The 16,157-nt window shown below is 67.1% G+C and carries 13 protein-coding genes; 5 read left to right on the top strand and 8 right to left on the bottom strand.

Annotation, left to right across the window (positions count from 1 at the left end):
* Position 1: 1 nt before the first annotated feature.
* Positions 2–1,366 (bottom strand): electron transport complex subunit RsxC, encoded by a 1,365-nt coding sequence (gene rsxC, locus IFSED24_RS18705; protein ID WP_491333009.1) that lies wholly within the window; start codon positions 1,364–1,366, stop codon positions 2–4.
* A 348-nt stretch (positions 1,367–1,714) separates the two neighbouring features.
* Between rsxC and IFSED24_RS18700 the strand changes: the two genes are divergently transcribed.
* The 3 genes from IFSED24_RS18700 to IFSED24_RS18690 all read left to right on the top strand — a co-directional run bounded on the left by IFSED24_RS18700 (position 1,715) and on the right by IFSED24_RS18690 (position 3,874).
* Positions 1,715–2,509 (top strand): DUF3108 domain-containing protein, encoded by a 795-nt coding sequence (locus IFSED24_RS18700; RefSeq protein WP_491333008.1) that lies wholly within the window; start codon positions 1,715–1,717, stop codon positions 2,507–2,509.
* An 86-nt stretch (positions 2,510–2,595) separates the two neighbouring features.
* A complete protein-coding gene (locus IFSED24_RS18695) occupies positions 2,596–3,195 on the top strand; it encodes a hypothetical protein (protein ID WP_491333007.1) in 600 nt (199 codons plus the stop codon).
* A gap of 121 nt (positions 3,196–3,316) precedes the next feature.
* A complete protein-coding gene (locus tag IFSED24_RS18690) occupies positions 3,317–3,874 on the top strand; it encodes a hypothetical protein (RefSeq protein ID WP_491333006.1) in 558 nt (185 codons plus the stop codon).
* An 8-nt stretch (positions 3,875–3,882) separates the two neighbouring features.
* Here IFSED24_RS18690 and IFSED24_RS18685 read toward each other — a convergent pair whose 3' ends face one another.
* The 6 genes from IFSED24_RS18685 to IFSED24_RS18660 all read right to left on the bottom strand — a co-directional run bounded on the left by IFSED24_RS18685 (position 3,883) and on the right by IFSED24_RS18660 (position 12,567).
* A complete protein-coding gene (locus IFSED24_RS18685) occupies positions 3,883–5,442 on the bottom strand; it encodes an SLC5 family protein (RefSeq protein ID WP_491333005.1) in 1,560 nt (519 codons plus the stop codon).
* A gap of 9 nt (positions 5,443–5,451) precedes the next feature.
* On the bottom strand, positions 5,452–6,348 hold the full coding sequence (locus IFSED24_RS18680; protein ID WP_491333004.1) for a hypothetical protein: 897 nt from the start codon (positions 6,346–6,348) through the stop codon (positions 5,452–5,454).
* Positions 6,349–6,490: 142 nt separating this feature from the next.
* Positions 6,491–8,275 (bottom strand): NADH-dependent [FeFe] hydrogenase, group A6, encoded by a 1,785-nt coding sequence (locus tag IFSED24_RS18675; protein WP_491333003.1) that lies wholly within the window; start codon positions 8,273–8,275, stop codon positions 6,491–6,493.
* Positions 8,276–8,287: 12 nt separating this feature from the next.
* A complete protein-coding gene (locus tag IFSED24_RS18670) occupies positions 8,288–11,443 on the bottom strand; it encodes an NADH-ubiquinone oxidoreductase-F iron-sulfur binding region domain-containing protein (RefSeq protein WP_491333002.1) in 3,156 nt (1,051 codons plus the stop codon).
* Positions 11,443–11,991, bottom strand: coding sequence for an NADH-quinone oxidoreductase subunit NuoE (gene nuoE, locus IFSED24_RS18665; RefSeq protein WP_491333001.1), 549 nt, complete (start codon positions 11,989–11,991; stop codon positions 11,443–11,445). Before nuoE ends, IFSED24_RS18670 begins: the two co-directional genes overlap by 1 nt.
* A 411-nt stretch (positions 11,992–12,402) precedes the next feature.
* Positions 12,403–12,567 carry a hypothetical protein gene (locus IFSED24_RS18660; protein WP_491333000.1) on the bottom strand — a complete coding sequence of 55 codons (165 nt, stop codon included), beginning with the start codon at positions 12,565–12,567 and terminating at the stop codon, positions 12,403–12,405.
* Between the two features lie 152 nt (positions 12,568–12,719).
* Here IFSED24_RS18660 and ppk1 point away from each other — a divergent pair, with 152 nt between their 5' ends.
* Positions 12,720–14,891 carry a polyphosphate kinase 1 gene (gene ppk1 / locus IFSED24_RS18655; protein ID WP_491332999.1) on the top strand — a complete coding sequence of 724 codons (2,172 nt, stop codon included), beginning with the start codon at positions 12,720–12,722 and terminating at the stop codon, positions 14,889–14,891.
* Entirely contained in the window at positions 14,891–15,424 is a 534-nt protein-coding gene (locus IFSED24_RS18650) for a SixA phosphatase family protein (protein WP_491332998.1), read from the top strand. Before ppk1 ends, IFSED24_RS18650 begins: the two co-directional genes overlap by 1 nt.
* Here IFSED24_RS18650 and IFSED24_RS18645 read toward each other — a convergent pair.
* On the bottom strand, positions 15,375–16,130 hold the full coding sequence (locus IFSED24_RS18645) for a metallophosphoesterase family protein (protein ID WP_491332997.1): 756 nt from the start codon (positions 16,128–16,130) through the stop codon (positions 15,375–15,377). The two genes, IFSED24_RS18650 and IFSED24_RS18645, sit on opposite strands and share 50 nt — an antisense overlap.
* Positions 16,131–16,157: the final 27 nt, after the last annotated feature.

The raw sequence follows: 16,157 nt of genomic DNA, 5'->3' as shown, positions 1-16,157 counted from the left end.
GTCAGGCTTCCTTCCGGGGCAGGTTGCGGACGTTCTTCTTACCGAGCCGGAGGTACTGGACCAGCGGGATGTGGGCCGGGCAGGTGAAGGCGCAGGTCCCGCACTCCATGCACACCTCGATGCCCAGGTCGCGGGCCTCCTCGAAGCGCTTCAGCTGCGACAGCCGCGCCAGGCGTGTGGGCAGCAGGTTGATGGGGCAGGCCGCGGCGCACTTGCCGCAGTTGAGGCACGCGGTCTCGGGCGGCGCCTTCAGCTCGGCCTCGGTGAGCACCAGGATCCCGCTGGTGGCCTTGACCACCGGCGCGTCGAGGCTGAAGGCGGCGAAGCCCATCATCGGCCCGCCCACCACCACGCGCTGGGCGCTCTGGTGCACGCCCCCGCAGTACTCGATCACGTCGCGCAGCGGCGTGCCGATGGTCACCTGCAGGTTCTTGGGTTCCTTGACCCCCAGGCCGCTCACGGTGAGCGTGGCGGTCCGCGGCACTTCGCCCGCCAGCACCGCGTCGCGGATGGCCAGCGCGGTGCCCACGTTCTGGATCACGCAGCCCACCTCCATGGGCAGCGCACCCGGCGGCACCTTGCGACCGACCGCGGCGTCGATGAGCATCTTCTCGCCGCCCTGCGGGTACTTGGTCCGCAGCTCGAAGACCTCGATCTTCACCCCGCGCTTGACGATGGCCTCGCGCATGGTGGCGATGGCCTCGGGCTTGTTGTTCTCGATCCCGATCCCCAGGTTCACGTTCTCGCCCAGGGCCTTGCCGATCAGCAGGATGCCGTCGATGAGCGCGTCGGTCCGCTCGAGCATCAGACGATAATCGCGCGTGAGGTAGGGCTCGCACTCGGCGCCGTTGATGATCATCCAGTCGATGGGCTTGTCGGGCGGCGGACTCAGCTTGACCGCCGTGGGGAACGCCGCCCCGCCCTGGCCGACGATGCCGGCCTCACGGACGCGGTCGATGATCTGCTCGCGGGTCACCGATCCCAGGTCGTAGGCCGCCAGCAGCAGCGGGCTGCTATCGACCGGCGGGGCTTCCTCGCCCTCCTTGGGCGGATCGGGCTCGCCGGGCTTGATCTGGAGCATGTCGGCGGTGGTTCCGCCCACCACCGGCCCCTTGATCATCTTGATCACCTTGCCGCTGACGGGGGCATGCACCGGCGCCGAGATGAACCCGGAACTCTCGGCCAGCACTTGCCCCTGGCGGACGTAGTCGCCCTTCTTGACCAGGGGATTGGCCGGCTTGCCGAGATGCTGGCCCAGGGGCACGAAGATCTCCGCACTGGGCGGCATCACCTCGAGGGCCTTGTCCTCGGTGAGTTCCTTATGCTCGGGGGGGTGCACACCGCCCCGGAAGCTCCTCAAAGCCATACCGGGTAGCTCCTAAATTGAGGCCGGATGCGGGTTTTTGGCGGTCCTGGCGAAACGTAGAACGAATCCCCACCGGAGTCAAAGAAACTTGCTTGTGCCATGGAGATTGTGCCCGGGGTGAAGGAGACGCTGATCTGGACACAGGAGCCCGGTTATCCGACACAGACATGGGGTTTAAAATATTGAATTGATATAAGTTAACATTCTCAGGAATGGATCCCAATCCCAATTGGATCGACCACGCAGGCCCGGACACACTCTCGTTGGCACAAGGGCGGGGCGCACATCCTGCAACGGTTGGGACAGGTTGCATCTTCCTCCCCATCCCCGTCAACGAGGGTGGCCACCATGCCCCACCGGTGTCTCCAGTACCTGCTGATCACCCTGCTCGCCGCCCCGACAGCCGTGTTCGCGGAGGCCCACCTGCCGCCATTGCTACGCCAGCGGCCCTTCGCCGCGGGCGAGACTCTCCACTACAGGATCAAGCTGGGACCGCTCATCGTGGGAACCGCCACGCTGGAGATCGCGGGTCCCCGGCCGGTGGCTGATCGGGCGGCCTTCGAGGTTCGCGCCCTCACCCGCTCGAATGCCCTGCTCTCCAGCCTCTATCCCGTCCGGGACCGCATCGTGAGCTGGACCGACACGGAAGACTATCGCTGCCATCGGCTGACCAGGCGCATCAGGGAGGGGTCATATCGCGAAACCGGGGACTGGAAAGTGGACCACGCCCTCGGGGTGGCCGACGATGGTCGGGGGACTCGGGTCGCGCTCCCGGCCGGCAGTCATGATGTCTTCTCGGCGCTCCTGCGGCTGAGGGCCTCGAGTCTGGCCACCGGCGATCATGTCAGCGTGCCGGTGCTGCTCGGGGGAGCGGCGAGCTGGCTCCATGTCGACGTGATTGCCAGCCGCGAGGTCGAGGTGCCGGCCGGACGGTTCCGCTGCCTCACCCTGCGACCGGCCCTGGGCGGGGCGGGGCCCTTCCATCATGAGGGCGACGTGGAGGTGGACATGGCGGCTGGCGAGGCTCGCTGGCCGGTCCGGGTGCGGGTGCGGGTGCCCGTGCTGGGTGGTCTGATCGTGGAACTCGATGCGGTCGGTGGGCCACCGGATTCCAAGTTGGAGCAATCGAGTCTCTGTTATTGAAAATCCACGAGCAATCGTGGTAGAATTGGCTCCAGACCATGAAATACTGTCTGAATTCCATCCCCCGACCACAGAGGAGTAAGGCCATGAAGAATGTTATCGCCCTGATCGCCGTGATCCTGGTGGCCGGCCTCGCCCTGGCCGCCGACGACAAGCCACTCGACATCCGCGATGGATCGATCGCCGCTCCCAGCCGCATCCAGATCACCGGGACGTTCACCGAGAGCACCCCGGTCTGGGACCGCGGCTATGGCAGCGGCGCTCCCGATCCGGCCTGTGCCTTCGCCCTGAGCCCGGCCTTCTACACCGGCCAGTTCCTCGAAGCGCACTGCTTCGTGGTGGCCGACCAGAATCCGGTGGAGTTCGAGGTCATGCTCGACGGAACCACCCTCCACGACACGACGCTGCACATCTTCTGCGACAACTTCGATCCGGCCATGCCGCTCGATGCCTGCGTCTACTTCGATGACGACGGCGGCGAAGGCCTGCTGAGCGCCATCCTGGCCGCGGACAACGTGGTTCTCGACCCCAGCGCCGAGTACTACCTGGTCATCAGCAACTACGGCTCGGGCGACCCCGACGACCTGGGCGACTACGTGATCAACACCAGCGAAAACGTCGCCCTGTGCGGCGGAGTCGCGGCCGAGAGCCAGACCTGGAGCAGCGTGAAGGGGCTGTTCGAGTAGCAAGGTTCCGATGACGCCTCCGGAAACAGCAGCGGCCCCCGGCTTGAGTCGGGGGTCGCCGTTATTCCGGGAACGCCTCATCTAGCGGGAACCCGGTGCTGAATCTGGCGTATCAGGGCCCATGATACCAAGACGCCACGCGTTCCTTTCCGGCTTGCTCGCCCTGGTCCTGGTCGCCACCGGCGCCGGGCCCGCCAGGGCCGCGGACCAGGTGCCCAACCCCAACACCCCCACCCGTTCGCTCTTCGTCGGCCTGGGCGCCGGCACCGTGGGATTCCTGGCGGGTTTCATCATCGGCGCCAGTGCCGCCGACGACGGCAGCGGAGAGTTCGACAGCCTCGCGGAGGGCCTGGTCCTGGGTTCGGTCACCGGGGGCCTCCTGCTGCCCGTGGGCGTCCACGCCGGCAATGGATCACGAGGCAACGGGCTCGCCGTCGTGGCGACGTCGGTGGGGATCGGCCTCGCGGGCTGGGCGCTGACGCTGGAGACCGAGAACGGGATCTACCTGCCTCTGACCGTCATGGCGCAACTCGCCGCCTGCACCACGGTGGAATACCAGACCGCGCGGGCCAGGCAAAAGGCCGAAACGCGAACCCAGACTCCTCCGCAGCCAACGATATCCGTCGGCCCGAGCCTGATCGAGGGCCGGCCGGGCCTGCTGGTGGTGGGCACCTTCTGAGCGAACGCTCAGTGGAAGATCACGTGAATGGAGGCCAGCAGGAGCAACAGCGTCGCTCCCAGCCAGCCCACCCGCCGATCCGCCACCGTCACCAGCGCCGGACCGGAGAGCCGCCAGCCCTGACGGATCAGCGTGGGCACGGCCACGACCAGGATCCCCGCCATGATCACCATGCCGGTCACGATGAGGTAGGGCACGTCGCCGTACACCCGATCGGCCAGGATCGACAGCGGGATCGTCCCCACCATGGCCGCCAGGACCAGCCTGCGCGACGGGCGGGCCAGGAAGACCGCCGCGACCACCAGCACCACCAGCCCGTTCTTCACGTAGAAGCTGGCCTGCTTGAACACGGGATCGAGTGGGAATCCTGGATTCTTGAGCTTGGTGTAGGCGAAGACGAATCCGAAGCAGATACCCACCGCCAGGGTCACCAGGATGGCGCGGCGGCCGGTGGCCACCACCTGCCGGTCGGTGGCCCGGGGGTTCAGGTGGCGTTGATAGATGTCCACCGACCACAGCGTGCTGAGCGAGTTGAAGATCGAGTCGACGCTGCTCATGAGCGAGGCGAAGAGGCCACAGAGCACGAGGCCGCGCACGCCGGGCGAGAGCAACAGGTCGACGATGGTCAGGTAGGCCTGATCGGGATCGGTGAGCCGGCGATCCTCGCCCAGGATCCCGATCAGCGCGATCCCGGGCAGGACCAGCATGGCCGCGGTCACGAACTTGACGAACCCGCCCACCAGCAGGCCGACCTGGGCGTCGCGCAGGCTGCGGGCGGCCAGCGCGCGCTGCAGGATCACCTGGTTGCAGCCCCAGTACTGCAGGTTCAGCAGGTTCATGGTGACGATACCCAGCCACGGCAATTGCGCATGGGAATTGGGCAAGTGCAAGTGCATGAAGTCGCCGGTCCGGGTATGGAACTGATCGAAGCCGCCGAGAGCATGGACGGCCAGACCGGTCACCGTGAGGCCGCCGCCCAGCAGCAGCACGAACTGCACCAGATCCGTGCGCACCACGGCGCCAAGACCACCGAAGTAGGTATAGACCGCCGAGAACGCGCCGAGCAGCACGATCATGGTGCAGATCCTGACCGCCGGGTTCCCGCCTACCAGTTGCTGCAGGCCGTCGCCGAAGAGCACCTCCAGCGAGTAACCGCCCCAGAACAACGCCGCGCCCAGGTAGAGCGTCCCGTAGAGGAACATGATCATGATCGAGTAGGCCAGAGCCACCCGCGTGCCGAAGCGCTGCTCGAAGAACTGGGTGATGGTGACCACACGGGCGCGCAGGTACATCGGCACGAACACGAAGGCCGCCAGCACCAGGCCGAAGATGGCGTTGAGCTCGAAGTTGGCCTGGGCCAGGCCGAACGCGTAGGCCGAGCCGATGACCGCCAGGAAGTGGCCGGCGTGCAGGTTGGTGGCGATGGTGGAGGCGGCGATGGAATACCAGCGCAGGCGGCGGCCCGAGACGAAATACTCCTCCGCCGACACCCCCGGCTGCAGGCGGGAGCGGATGGCCACCACCATGATCACGGCGAAATAGCCGAGGATGATCAGGCCGTCGAGCACCGCCGGCGCCTAACGCCGCATGACCTCGACCTCGCCGCGCTTCGCCCTGGTCTTCAGGCGCAGCACGGGGATCGGGGTCTCCTGGTCGGCCAGGCGCAGCTCGCCGCCGGTGACGGTGACGCCCTGGACCTCCACATCGTCGGGGACGGTCACCGCCAGGCCACCCATGTTGATGGAGAGATCGGCATCGCAGTCGTTGAGCCACCGGCCGCGCAGGTCGATGTCGGCGCCGCCCATGGCGCAGTCGACCGTGAGCACGGCCGGGCTGGCGTTGCCGAGACCGGCCGCCTCGATCCCACCCATGCTGCCGTGCAGGTACAGGTGCTCCATGGGCTGATGCAGGGGCTCGCTGATGCTCAGGGCCAGCCCGCCCTTGCTGAACTCGATGTCGGCGGCGGTGAGCCAGAGTCCGCCCAGCTCGGCCTCGGCGCCGCCCTGCTGGATGTTCGCCTCCAGGACGATGGGGGCGTCGGGTGCGATGGTGATCTCGACGCGGGAGTCGTTGCCGCCGCCGATGATGGCGCGTGCGAAGGCCTGCAGGCCGGAGATGGTGCGGAAGTAGCGCACGGTGTAGACCCAGGTCGAGTCTGGCAGGATCTGCAGGTCGTCCTCCAGGTGGTACGCCTCGAGGTCGTAGCGGGCACGCACCTGGACGCCGGTGCCCGGGGCGCCGGGGCTGATCTCGAACTCGCCGTGGGCCAGGTCCAGGACCAGGCGGCCAGCCGGGCCCGCCGGCAGCTCGATCGGCGTCACGGCCACCGGGGCGAGTTCCTGCGTCTCGATGCGCTGGCCCCTGAGGCCGCGCCAGGCGGAGAAGCTGGTGATCGCCGTCAGCAGGACCAACAGGGCGATCAGGCCGAGGCAGCCGAAGAGGGCGGGCTTGAGGCAACCGTTCTTGAAGCTCATGGGATGCTCCGTTGGGCAGGTAACGGGTTGGCGACGACCGGTCCAGCCTAGCCCAATTCGCCCATGGCGGAAACCCGGAACCTGCGGCGAGGGCCGACCCCCGTTGGGGATCGGCCCTCCGGTCGCGCCAAGACGCCGCGCGTCAGACCTTCTCGCGCGGCGTGTAGTGCGTGTGCAGCAGCTCGTGCGCCTTGTGGCTGTTGGGCTGCCCCAGGAAATCCTCGTAGATCCTGGTGATGTAGGGGTTCTCGTGCGACTTGCGCAGCTCCTTGCCCTCGTCCTCGGCTAGGATCGCCTGGAAGCGGGCCTGGCGGACCGCATCGGTGGTCAGGCGCGGCTGGCCGCCGCCGCCGATGCAGCCCCCGGGACACGCCATGACCTCGATGAAGTGATAGGGGCTCTCGCCCGCCTGGACCTGATCCATGAGCTTGCGCGCGTTGCCCAGGCCGCTGGTGGCCGCGACGCGCGCGGTGACGCCGTCCAGCCACTTGAACTCGTCCTTGCAGCCGGTGAACGTGAGCGCGATCTCGCGGATGCCCTCGATGTCCATGAGGTCCGTCACGTGCAGGTTCTGCACGGGGATCTCCTTGCCCGTGACCACCTCGTGGATCGTGCGCAGCGCCGCCTCGGTCACGCCGCCGCTGTTGGCGAAGATGTCGGCGGCTCCCGAACCGAGGCCCAGGGGATCGTCGAAGGTCCCCTTGGGCAAGTTCTGGAAATCGACGCCGTACTTCTTGATCAGCCGCCCGAGTTCGCGGGTGGTCAGGACATGATCCACGTCCACCGTACCGCTGTCCTTCATCTCGGGACGACCGGCCTCGTACTTCTTCGCCGTGCACGGCATCACCGACACCACCACCACGTCCTCCGGCGCGAGGCCCTTGTTCTTGGCGTAGTACGACTTGATGACCGCTCCCATCATCTGCTGCGGGCTCTTGGCCGTGGACACGTTGGGAATCAGCTCGGGGAAGAAGTGCTCGAGGAACTTCACCCAGCCCGGCGAACAGCTGGTGGTCATGGGCAGGGCAACCTTGTCGTCCTTGTCCACCAGCGCGCGCTTGAGCCGGCCCAGCAGTTCCATGCCCTCCTCGAGGATGGTCAGGTCGGCCGACCAATCGGTATCGAAGACCGCATCGAAGCCGAGGATCTTCAGTGCCGTGACCATCTCGCCGGTGACCAGGCTACCGGGGGCCAGGCCCTGGGTCTCGCCGATGGCGGCGCGGATCGCGGGCGCGGTCTGCACCACCACGTGCTTGGCGGGATCGAGGAGCGCCCGCTCGACCGGCGCGATGTGGTCGACCTCGTAGATGGCGTTGACCGGGCAGACCGCCGCGCACTGGCCGCAGTTCACACAGACGGCATCGCCCAGGCCGGTGAAGGCCGGCGCGATCATGGACGCGATGCCGCGACCCTGGATGCCGATGGTGTTGACGGTCTGCACGTCCTCGCACACCGAGATGCAGCGGCGGCAGAGGATGCACTTGCCCGAGTCGCGCACCAGCGAGGCGCTACTGTCGTCGATGACGCGCTCGGAGCCCAGATTCTGGCCGAACCGGCCGCAGTCCACGCCCAGATCGTGGGCCAGGGTCTGCAGCTCGCAGTCCTGGCTGCGGTCGCAGCTCAGACAATCCTGCACGTGGTCGGAGAGCATGAGCTCCACGGCCGTGCGGCGCGCCCGCTGCACCTTGGGCGTGTTGGTCCGGATCTTCATGCCGTCGCCGGCGGCGAGCATGCAGCTGGCGAGCAGGTTGCCCCGCCCCTCCTGCTCCACCACGCAGACACGGCAGACGCCCACCTTGTTCACGCCGTCGAGATGGCAGAGCGTCGGGATCCGGATGCCGATCTGCTTGGCGGCCTCGAGGACCGTGGCCCCCTGGGGAACCTCGACCTCGATGTTGTCGATCGTCAGTTTCACGGTGTCACTCATGGTCGCCCTCCGCTAGTTGCACGCTTCTTCGCGATAGTCACAACGCAGGCAGCGCTCGGCTTCCTTGCGGATCGCCTCGTCCCAGTTCACGCCGCGGTTGACCAGCAGGAAGTTGCTGATCCGCTCCGCCACCGAGGAGTACTCGGTCTGGACGCGCGGCCGTTCCACCGGTTCGCTGTCGGGATCGTAGGCCACGTCCGGCGACCGCATGACCCGCCAGGGGAAGCTCGCGGTCTGCTCGGGGTTCAGGGCCCGTTCGATGCTCACGGCCACCTGCTCGCCATGGCCGATGGCCACGGCCAGGTTGGCCAGGCTGAGCACGTCGCCCGACCCCCACACCTGCGGATCGCTGGTGCGGAAGGTCAGGGGATCGCACTTGAGCGTGCCGTTGCGGTGGGTCTCCAGTTCCTCGGCGAAACCGAGGTCGATGCGCTGGCTGATCGCAGTGATGAGGTGCTCGCACTCGAACACGACCTCGCTCTCGGCGCCCTCCTTGGGCCGCGGCCGGCGCCGGCCCGAGCTGTCGAAGGGGCCCAGCTCCTGCAGCCGCGCCCGGATGCCGCGCACGCAGCCCCGGTCGTCGAGCAGGATCTCGTCGATGTCGGTGAGCTCCTCGATGCGGATGCCTTCCTCGAGCAGCTCGGCGATCTCCTCCTCCTCGGCCGGCATCTGGTCGATGGTCCGCCGGTAGGCCACCATGACCTCGGTGGCGCCCAGGCGCAGCGCGCTGCGCGCCGCGTCGATGGCGGTGTTGCCGCCGCCGATGACGATGACCGAGCCGCGAACCCGCTTGAGATCCCCGTGAGCCACGAGCCAGAGGAAATCGATGCCGGCCTGGACGCCGTCGGCGTCCTCGTTGGCCAGGCCGAGGTCCACGGCCTTCCAGCCACCGGTGGCCACCACCACGGCGTCGTGCTGCTTCTTCAGCTCGGCCATGGTGACGTCCTCGCCGATCCGGCAGTTCAGGCGGTAGCCCACGCCCATGTCCAGGATGTTGCGGATCTCGTGGTCGAGGACCGCCTTGGGATAGCGGTACTCGGGGATGCCGTAGCGCATCATGCCGCCCAGCTTGTCCTGGCCCTCGTAGATCATGACCCGGTGGCCCATGCGCCGCAGGAAGTAGGCGGCGGTCAGGCCGCTGGGGCCGCCGCCGATGATCCCGACGCTCTTGACCTCATCGCCCGGGCGCGACAGGACCGACGGCATGGGATAGGTCCCGTTGTGCCCGCCGATCTCGGCCATGAAGCGCTTGATCTCGCGCACCGCCACCGGCGCGTCCATGCTGACCCGCCGGCACTTGTCCTCGCACGGGTGGGTGCAGGTCATGCCGCAGGCCATGGGGAACGGGTTGCGGTCGAGGTGCGCCTCGAGAGCCTCGCGGTATCGACCCTCCTTCGCCAGGTTGACGAAGGCGGGCACGTTGACGCCGGCCGGGCAGGCGTTCTGGCAAGGTGCGAAGACGAGGTCGCCGCAGACGCCCGCCCGGCAACGCTTCAGATGGATGTGCTCCTCGTATTCCTCGCGGAAGTTCTGGATCGTGGAGATCACCGGGTTGGGCGCGGTCTGGCCCAGACCGCAGATCGCCGTGGCCTTGATGTCCTCGCCGAGCCGGATCAGCTCCTCGATGTCGCCCTCTTCGCCGTGGCCCGACGTGATCCGCTCGAGGATCTCGAGCATCCGCTTGGTGCCCACGCGGCACGGCGGACACTTGCCGCAGCTCTCCTCCTGGATGAACTCGAGGAAGAACTTGGCGAGGTCGACCATGCAGGTGTCCTCGTTCATGACGATCAGACCGCCCGACCCCATCATGGCGCCCACGTCGCGGAGACTCTCGTAGTCGACCTTGACGTTGAGGTTGTGGCGCGGGATGCAGCCGCCCGACGGCCCGCCGATCTGCGCCGCCTTGAATTCCTTGTCGTTGAGGATGCCGCCGCCGATGTCGTAGATGATCTCGCCCAGCGAGATGCCCATGGGCACCTCCACCAGGCCGACGTTCTTCACCGCGCCGGCCAGCGCGAACACCTTGGTGCCCTTGCTCTTCTCGGTGCCCAGCTTGGCGAAGTTCTCGGCGCCCTCCTCGAGGATGCGCGGCACGTTGCCGTAGGTCTCGACGTTGCAGACCACGGTGGGGCTGTGCCACACGCCGTCCTGGGCGGGAAACGGCGGCTTGGGCATGGGCTCGCCGCGGCAGCCCTCGATGGAGGCGATGAGCGCGGTCTCCTCGCCGCAGACGAAGGCGCCGGCGCCCATGCGCACCTCGATGTCGAACGAGAAGTCGGTACCGCCGATGTTCTGGCCCAGCAGCCCGTACTCGCGCGCCTGGGCGATGGCCTTCTCCAGGCGGTCGATGGCCATGGGGTACTCGGCGCGGCAGTAGATGTAGCCGAAGTCGGCGCCCACGGCGTAGGCGCAGATGGCCATGCCCTCGAGCACGCTGTGCGGCAGACCCTCGAGCTGCGAGCGGTCCATGAACGCGCCCGGGTCGCCTTCGTCGGCGTTGCAGACCACGAACTTGTGGCCGGTGGTGCTCTCCTCGCGGGCGGTGAGCTCCCACTTGATGCCGGCGGGGAAGCCGCCGCCGCCGCGACCGCGCAGGCCGCTGGCCTTGATCTGGTCGATGACGTGTGCGGGCGTATCGCCGGTGACGGCCTCCAGCAGCGACCGGTAGCCGCCCACGGCGATGTATTCGTCGAGGCTCTCGGGGTCGATGATGCCCGCCCACTTGCGCGTGAACTTGAGCTGGCGCTTGAAGAACGGGATGTTCTCGATCACCGGGATCTTCTCGCCGGTATCCTGGTCGGTGTAGACGTGGTCCAGGACCGGCTGGCCGCCGATGAGATGCTCCTCGACGATGCGCGGCACGAACTCCGGCTCGAGGCGCGTGTAGAGCACGCCCTCGGGGTAGAGCACCGCCACGGGTCCCAGTTCGCAGCTACCGATGCAACCGGTGACCACGATGTCGAGCGTGCCCTTCAGCTCCTTGCGGGCAGCGATCTCGGCCTCGAACGCGGCCTTGACCTGCTGGCAGCCCGACGACACGCACCCGGTCTCGCCGCAGATCAACAGCTGCATCTTCCTGGCGCTGGCGCCCACCGAGCGCGCGACCACGTCGGGCGCGGTGGCTTCACGGATCCTGGTCAGGTCGGCGACCGTCTTGATGCGGGCCATCAGCGGACCTCCTGCACGGCGGGAGTGGCGGCACGGTAGGCGTCCAGCAGCTCGGCCAGCTTGGCCGGGCGGACACGACGGTGGGTGTCCTCGTCGACGAGAACCACGGGAGCCAGGGCGCAGGCCCCCACACACCGGACCACCTCGAGGGTGAAGAGGCCATCCTCGGTTGTCTCGCCGGCCTTGATCCCCAGATCCTTGACCATGGCTTCCATGATCTGCTTGCCGCCACGCACGTAGCACGCCGTGCCCAGGCAGACCTTGATGGTGTGCTTGCCGCGCGGGAAGCGATTGAAGAACGAGTAGAAGCTGGCGACCCCCAGGACCTTGGACGCTGGCATGTCCAGGGTCTCGGCGACGTGCTTGAGCACGTGGTCCGGCAGGTAGCCGAAGATGGTCTGGGCCACGTAGAGGCAGTTGATCAGGCTGCCGGACTGATCCTTGTAGAGCGCGAGGATCTCGTCGAGCCGTGCGAATCTTTGCTCCTCGGTCAATTCCTCGCAGTTGCACCCTGCCGCTGCGATCTTCAGTGGGTTCTCCAGTGCCATGGCGTCCTCCGCAGCCGGTGATACTTATGACTGATTCCGGCAAAATTTTAACAGGATACTCGAATAAAAAAATCGAGATTGTCCCGCTTGTCGAAATCAAGACCTCCCGAACGAGCGTAAGTCTAATATGGGCGCGCAGGGGTTCCAAAAAATAATTCAAATTGCTTTGGTACAACGATTTAGTCCGAATTGTCCCGTCGTCTGGCTGGCAATGTAACGCCATTTATGGCAACGGCTTATCGATCGGCTGCCTGCTGATCAATCATTAATAATCGTGTTAGCATAAATTGCTGGCGAGTCAAAAATGTGCCATGGGGCGGGCTATCAGGTTTGCAACCTGACAATTCTAAAACAATTCAGGGGCGGTATTGTTGGACATTGCAGGATCGTCAAGAATCCTGGTATGGAGGGCTATTCGAGGGTTTGAGGCTTGCAGAGCCACTTCTTCTTGTCCGCCACCCGCCCGCATTTCTCGCAGGCATACCGGGGCGCCGACACGATGGCCTTGAGCTGCTGGAACTCCTTGGCGTAGTTGTCGCGCTTCCACTTGCACAGTTCCTTGAGCTTGTCTGCCAACGCGCGCTCCCTGTCCGGACGGAATGGTCAGTCGCTTCACGAAGAATTAATATGCATTGGCGAATCCCGCCCGCGTAATCTGTACCTTCGCGAGGGATTTCTCCCAGGAGGGGTCCCGCCGGTCTCGAGACAATCTTCAGGAGGACGATCGTTTGGCCGAAGCCAAGAAAAGCCCGCGCGATGCCAGCGTCGCGGACGCCTCGCCCGACAACGGCCCGATCGTCGCCGAGCCCGGCCCCGAGCACTACTTCGTCAACCGGGAATGGAGCCTGCTGCAGTTCCAGAGCCGCGTGCTCGAGGAAGCCATGGACCCCACCACGCCGTTGCTCGAGCGGGTGAAGTTCCTGGCGATCCTGGGCTCGAACCTCGACGAGATGGTGATGGTCCGGATGGCCGGACTGGTCGCCCAGAAACGGGCCGGCGTCTCCGAGCTGTCGCTCGACGGCTCCACCCCCGCCGAGCAGCTCGCCATGGTCCGCAAGCAGATCTCCAATCTGCAGCACCAGTCACGGAAGCACTGGCGGGAGGAACTGGCGCCGGCCCTCGAGAACGCCGGGATCCACATCCTCGATCACGAGCAGCTCACCGAGAAGCAGCAGAACCAGGCCGCGCTGATCTTCCAGGAAGAGATCTTCCCCGTGCTCACCCCGCAGGCCTTCGATCCGGGGCACCCCTTCCCCCATATCTCCAATCGAAGCCTCAACCTCGCCGTGGCGATCCGCGACCAGCAGGGCCTAGACCACTTCGCCCGCCTCAAGGTCCCCTCGCTCCTGCCGCGCCTGGTCCCGTTGAAGCGGTCCTCGGGTGGCGAGCGCCGCGACGGCACGATCCCGCATCACCACTGGTTCGTCTGGATCGAGCAACTCATCGCCGCGCATCTCGATGCTCTCTTCCCCGGCATGAGCATCGTGTCGTCGGCACCGTTCCGGGTGATCCGCGACGCGGACATCGAGATCCAGGAGCTCGAGGCCGGCGACCTGCTCGAGACCATGAGCGAGCGCGTCTACGAACGGCAGTTCGGCGCCGCGGTGCGGCTGGAAACCGCGGTGAGCATGAACGACACCAGCCGCCGCATCCTGGTCTCCAACCTCGGGCTCGACCCCATGAACGAGATCAGCCTGGACGGCCCGCTGGGACTCGCGAGCCTGATGCAGCTCCACGGCATCGAACGGCTCGACCTCAAGGAGCCCTCCTTCACGCCCGCCCTGCCGCGGCGCCTGCGGCCCGAGACCCGCGAGGGCAGGAGCCTGTTCCACACCATCCGCCAGGGCGACATCCTGCTCCACCATCCCTACGAGAGCTTCGACCCGGTGGTCGACCTCATCCGCGCCGCGGCCCGCGACCAGCGGGTCCTGGCCATCAAGCAGACCCTCTACCGCGTGGGCCGCAACTCGCCCGTGGTGCAGGCCCTGCTCGAGGCCCGGCGCGAGTACCGCAAGCAGATCACGGTGCTGGTCGAGCTGAAGGCCCGCTTCGACGAGGAGAGCAACATCGGCTGGGCGCGGATGCTCGAGCGCGAGGGCGTGCACGTGATCTACGGCATGGTCGGGCTGAAGACCCACGCCAAGACCTTGCTCATCGTCCGCCGCGATCACGACCGCGTCCGCCGCTACATGCACCTGGGCACGGGGAATTACAACGCGCTCACGGCGCGCGTGTACGAGGACCTGGGCATGATGACCTGCGACGACGCCGTGGCCGAAGACATCAGCGACCTCTTCAACTACCTCACGGGCTACTCGGCCATCGAGAGCTTCCAGCGTCTGCTCGTGGCGCCCATCAACATGCGCCAGCGTCTGACCGAGCTGATCCGGCGCGAGGTCGCCCACCAGCAGGCCGGCCGCAAGGGCAGGATGATCCTCAAGTGCAATGCGCTGGTGGACGAACCGCTGATCCGCGAGCTCTATGCCGCCAGCGCGGCGGGCGTCCAGATCGAACTCATCGTGCGCGGCATCTGCTGCCTGCGCCCCGGCGTGCCGGGACTGAGCGAGAACATCAGGGTCCGCAGCCTCGTGGGCCGGTTCCTCGAGCACAGCCGCATCTACTGGTTCGCCAACGACGGCGATCCCGAGGTCTTCCTCGGCAGCGCCGACCTCATGTACCGGAATCTCGACCGCCGCGTCGAGGTGGTCTTCCCGGTGACCGACCCCGATCTCATCCGCCGGGTCCAGAAGGACATCCTGGCGATCTACATCCGCGACAACCAGAAGGTCCGCCTCATGGCCGCCGACGGCACGTACCACCGGGCGCGTCGCAGCGGGCGCACGAAACTCGTCGACGGCCAGGAATGGCTGCTGGCGGCCGCGACCAAGGAGGGCGCCTGATGGCCACCGGTCTGCGCTTGTACTTCCTGCGGCACGGGCTGGCGGACCGGGACCAGTTCGACGGGCCCGACGACGCCATGCGGCCCCTGGTCGCCGAGGGGCGCCGGCGCATGCAGGTGACCGCCGAGTTCCTCTGCCAGCTCGATCTCCGGATCGACGTGGTCGTCACCAGTCCGCTGATCCGCGCGCTCCAGACCGCCGAGATCGTGGCCGCCCGCCTCGGGCTGAGCGAGGCCATGCTCGTCGATGACCGGCTCGGCCTCGATTTCGACCTGTCGGCCCTGGCCGCCATCCTGGCCGGCCTGCCGGACGACCCCCGGCGCATGGTGCTGGTGGGTCACGAACCCAGCTTCAGCGCGGTCGTCGCCGATCTCACCGGATGCGTCGTGCCCCTGAAGAAGGGCGCCCTCGCGCGGGTCGACCTGCAGCCGGGGCACGAGCCGCGGGGGCAACTCGTCTGGCTGCTGCAGCCCCGCGTGATGCTCAGCGGCGATCAACGCCCGGCAGCAGACGCCGGGCGCGGGGAAGATTGATCCCTCGTTCGACCATGATCGCGAAGACGGGCGGCAGGCCGCGGCGACGGATCTCCCGTCCCACCAGGTCCGTGTCGTAGGCCACGCGCTGCAGCCGGATCGCGGGGCGCCTGTCCGCGAAATCCACCAGCACGTAGGCCGCCCGCGGGTCCCCGTCCTCGCTACGGCCGCAGGCGCCGGGATTGACGAAGAGGGTGGTCCCCTCGTAACGCGTGTGCGGCAGGTGGGTATGGCCGTACAGCACCAGGCTGGCCTCGGCGGCCGCCGCCAGTTCCTGCCAGCGGACCGGCGGCGTGGCCGGGCCCAGCGGCTCCTGGCGCGAGGCTGGCGAGCCATGGCAAACCAGCACCGACAGCCCCAGTCGCCTGGGGCGGGCCTGATCCGGGCGTGCCGCCAGCAGCTCGCGGGCCTTTGCATCGAGCTGCTCGAAGGCCCAGATCAAGGCCTCTGCCTTCAGCGGGTCCTTGCGCCGGCGCCAGCGCTCGAGCCGCAGAGGCGCCTTGAGGACCTTGCGGTCGTAGTTGCCCCTGATCGTCACCGCGCAGGCCTCGGCCAGCAGGTGCACGCATTCGTTGGGCCACGGGTGATAGCCCACGGCGTCGCCCCCGTCCCAGACCAGGTCGGCGCCCTGCTGGCGGGCATGTCGCAGGACCGCCTCCAGGGCGGGTAGATTCCCGTGGACGTCGGTCAAGAACGCGACGCGCAAGCGGATCCTCCGGTCGGTCGGTCGCCG

Source organism: Candidatus Latescibacter sp. IFSED24, from assembly GCF_058273205.1.
Note: the sequence above shows the minus strand (reverse complement) of the source record. Positions and strands in the feature narration are given on the sequence as shown.

Bases quoted from the DNA above. Each gene is read 5' to 3' on its own strand.
- IFSED24_RS18690 (WP_491333006.1), top strand. From the start codon at position 3,317: ATGATACCAAGACGCCACGCGTTCCTTTCCGGCTTGCTCGCCCTGGTC.
- IFSED24_RS18700 (WP_491333008.1), top strand. From the start codon at position 1,715: ATGCCCCACCGGTGTCTCCAGTACCTGCTGATCACCCTGCTCGCCGCC.
- IFSED24_RS18680 (WP_491333004.1), bottom strand. From the start codon at position 6,348: ATGAGCTTCAAGAACGGTTGCCTCAAGCCCGCCCTCTTCGGCTGCCTC.
- IFSED24_RS18695 (WP_491333007.1), top strand. From the start codon at position 2,596: ATGAAGAATGTTATCGCCCTGATCGCCGTGATCCTGGTGGCCGGCCTC.
- nuoE (WP_491333001.1), bottom strand. From the start codon at position 11,991: ATGGCACTGGAGAACCCACTGAAGATCGCAGCGGCAGGGTGCAACTGC.
- IFSED24_RS18670 (WP_491333002.1), bottom strand. From the start codon at position 11,443: ATGGCCCGCATCAAGACGGTCGCCGACCTGACCAGGATCCGTGAAGCC.
- IFSED24_RS18650 (WP_491332998.1), top strand. From the start codon at position 14,891: ATGGCCACCGGTCTGCGCTTGTACTTCCTGCGGCACGGGCTGGCGGAC.
- IFSED24_RS18675 (WP_491333003.1), bottom strand. From the start codon at position 8,275: ATGAGTGACACCGTGAAACTGACGATCGACAACATCGAGGTCGAGGTT.
- rsxC (WP_491333009.1), bottom strand. From the start codon at position 1,366: ATGGCTTTGAGGAGCTTCCGGGGCGGTGTGCACCCCCCCGAGCATAAG.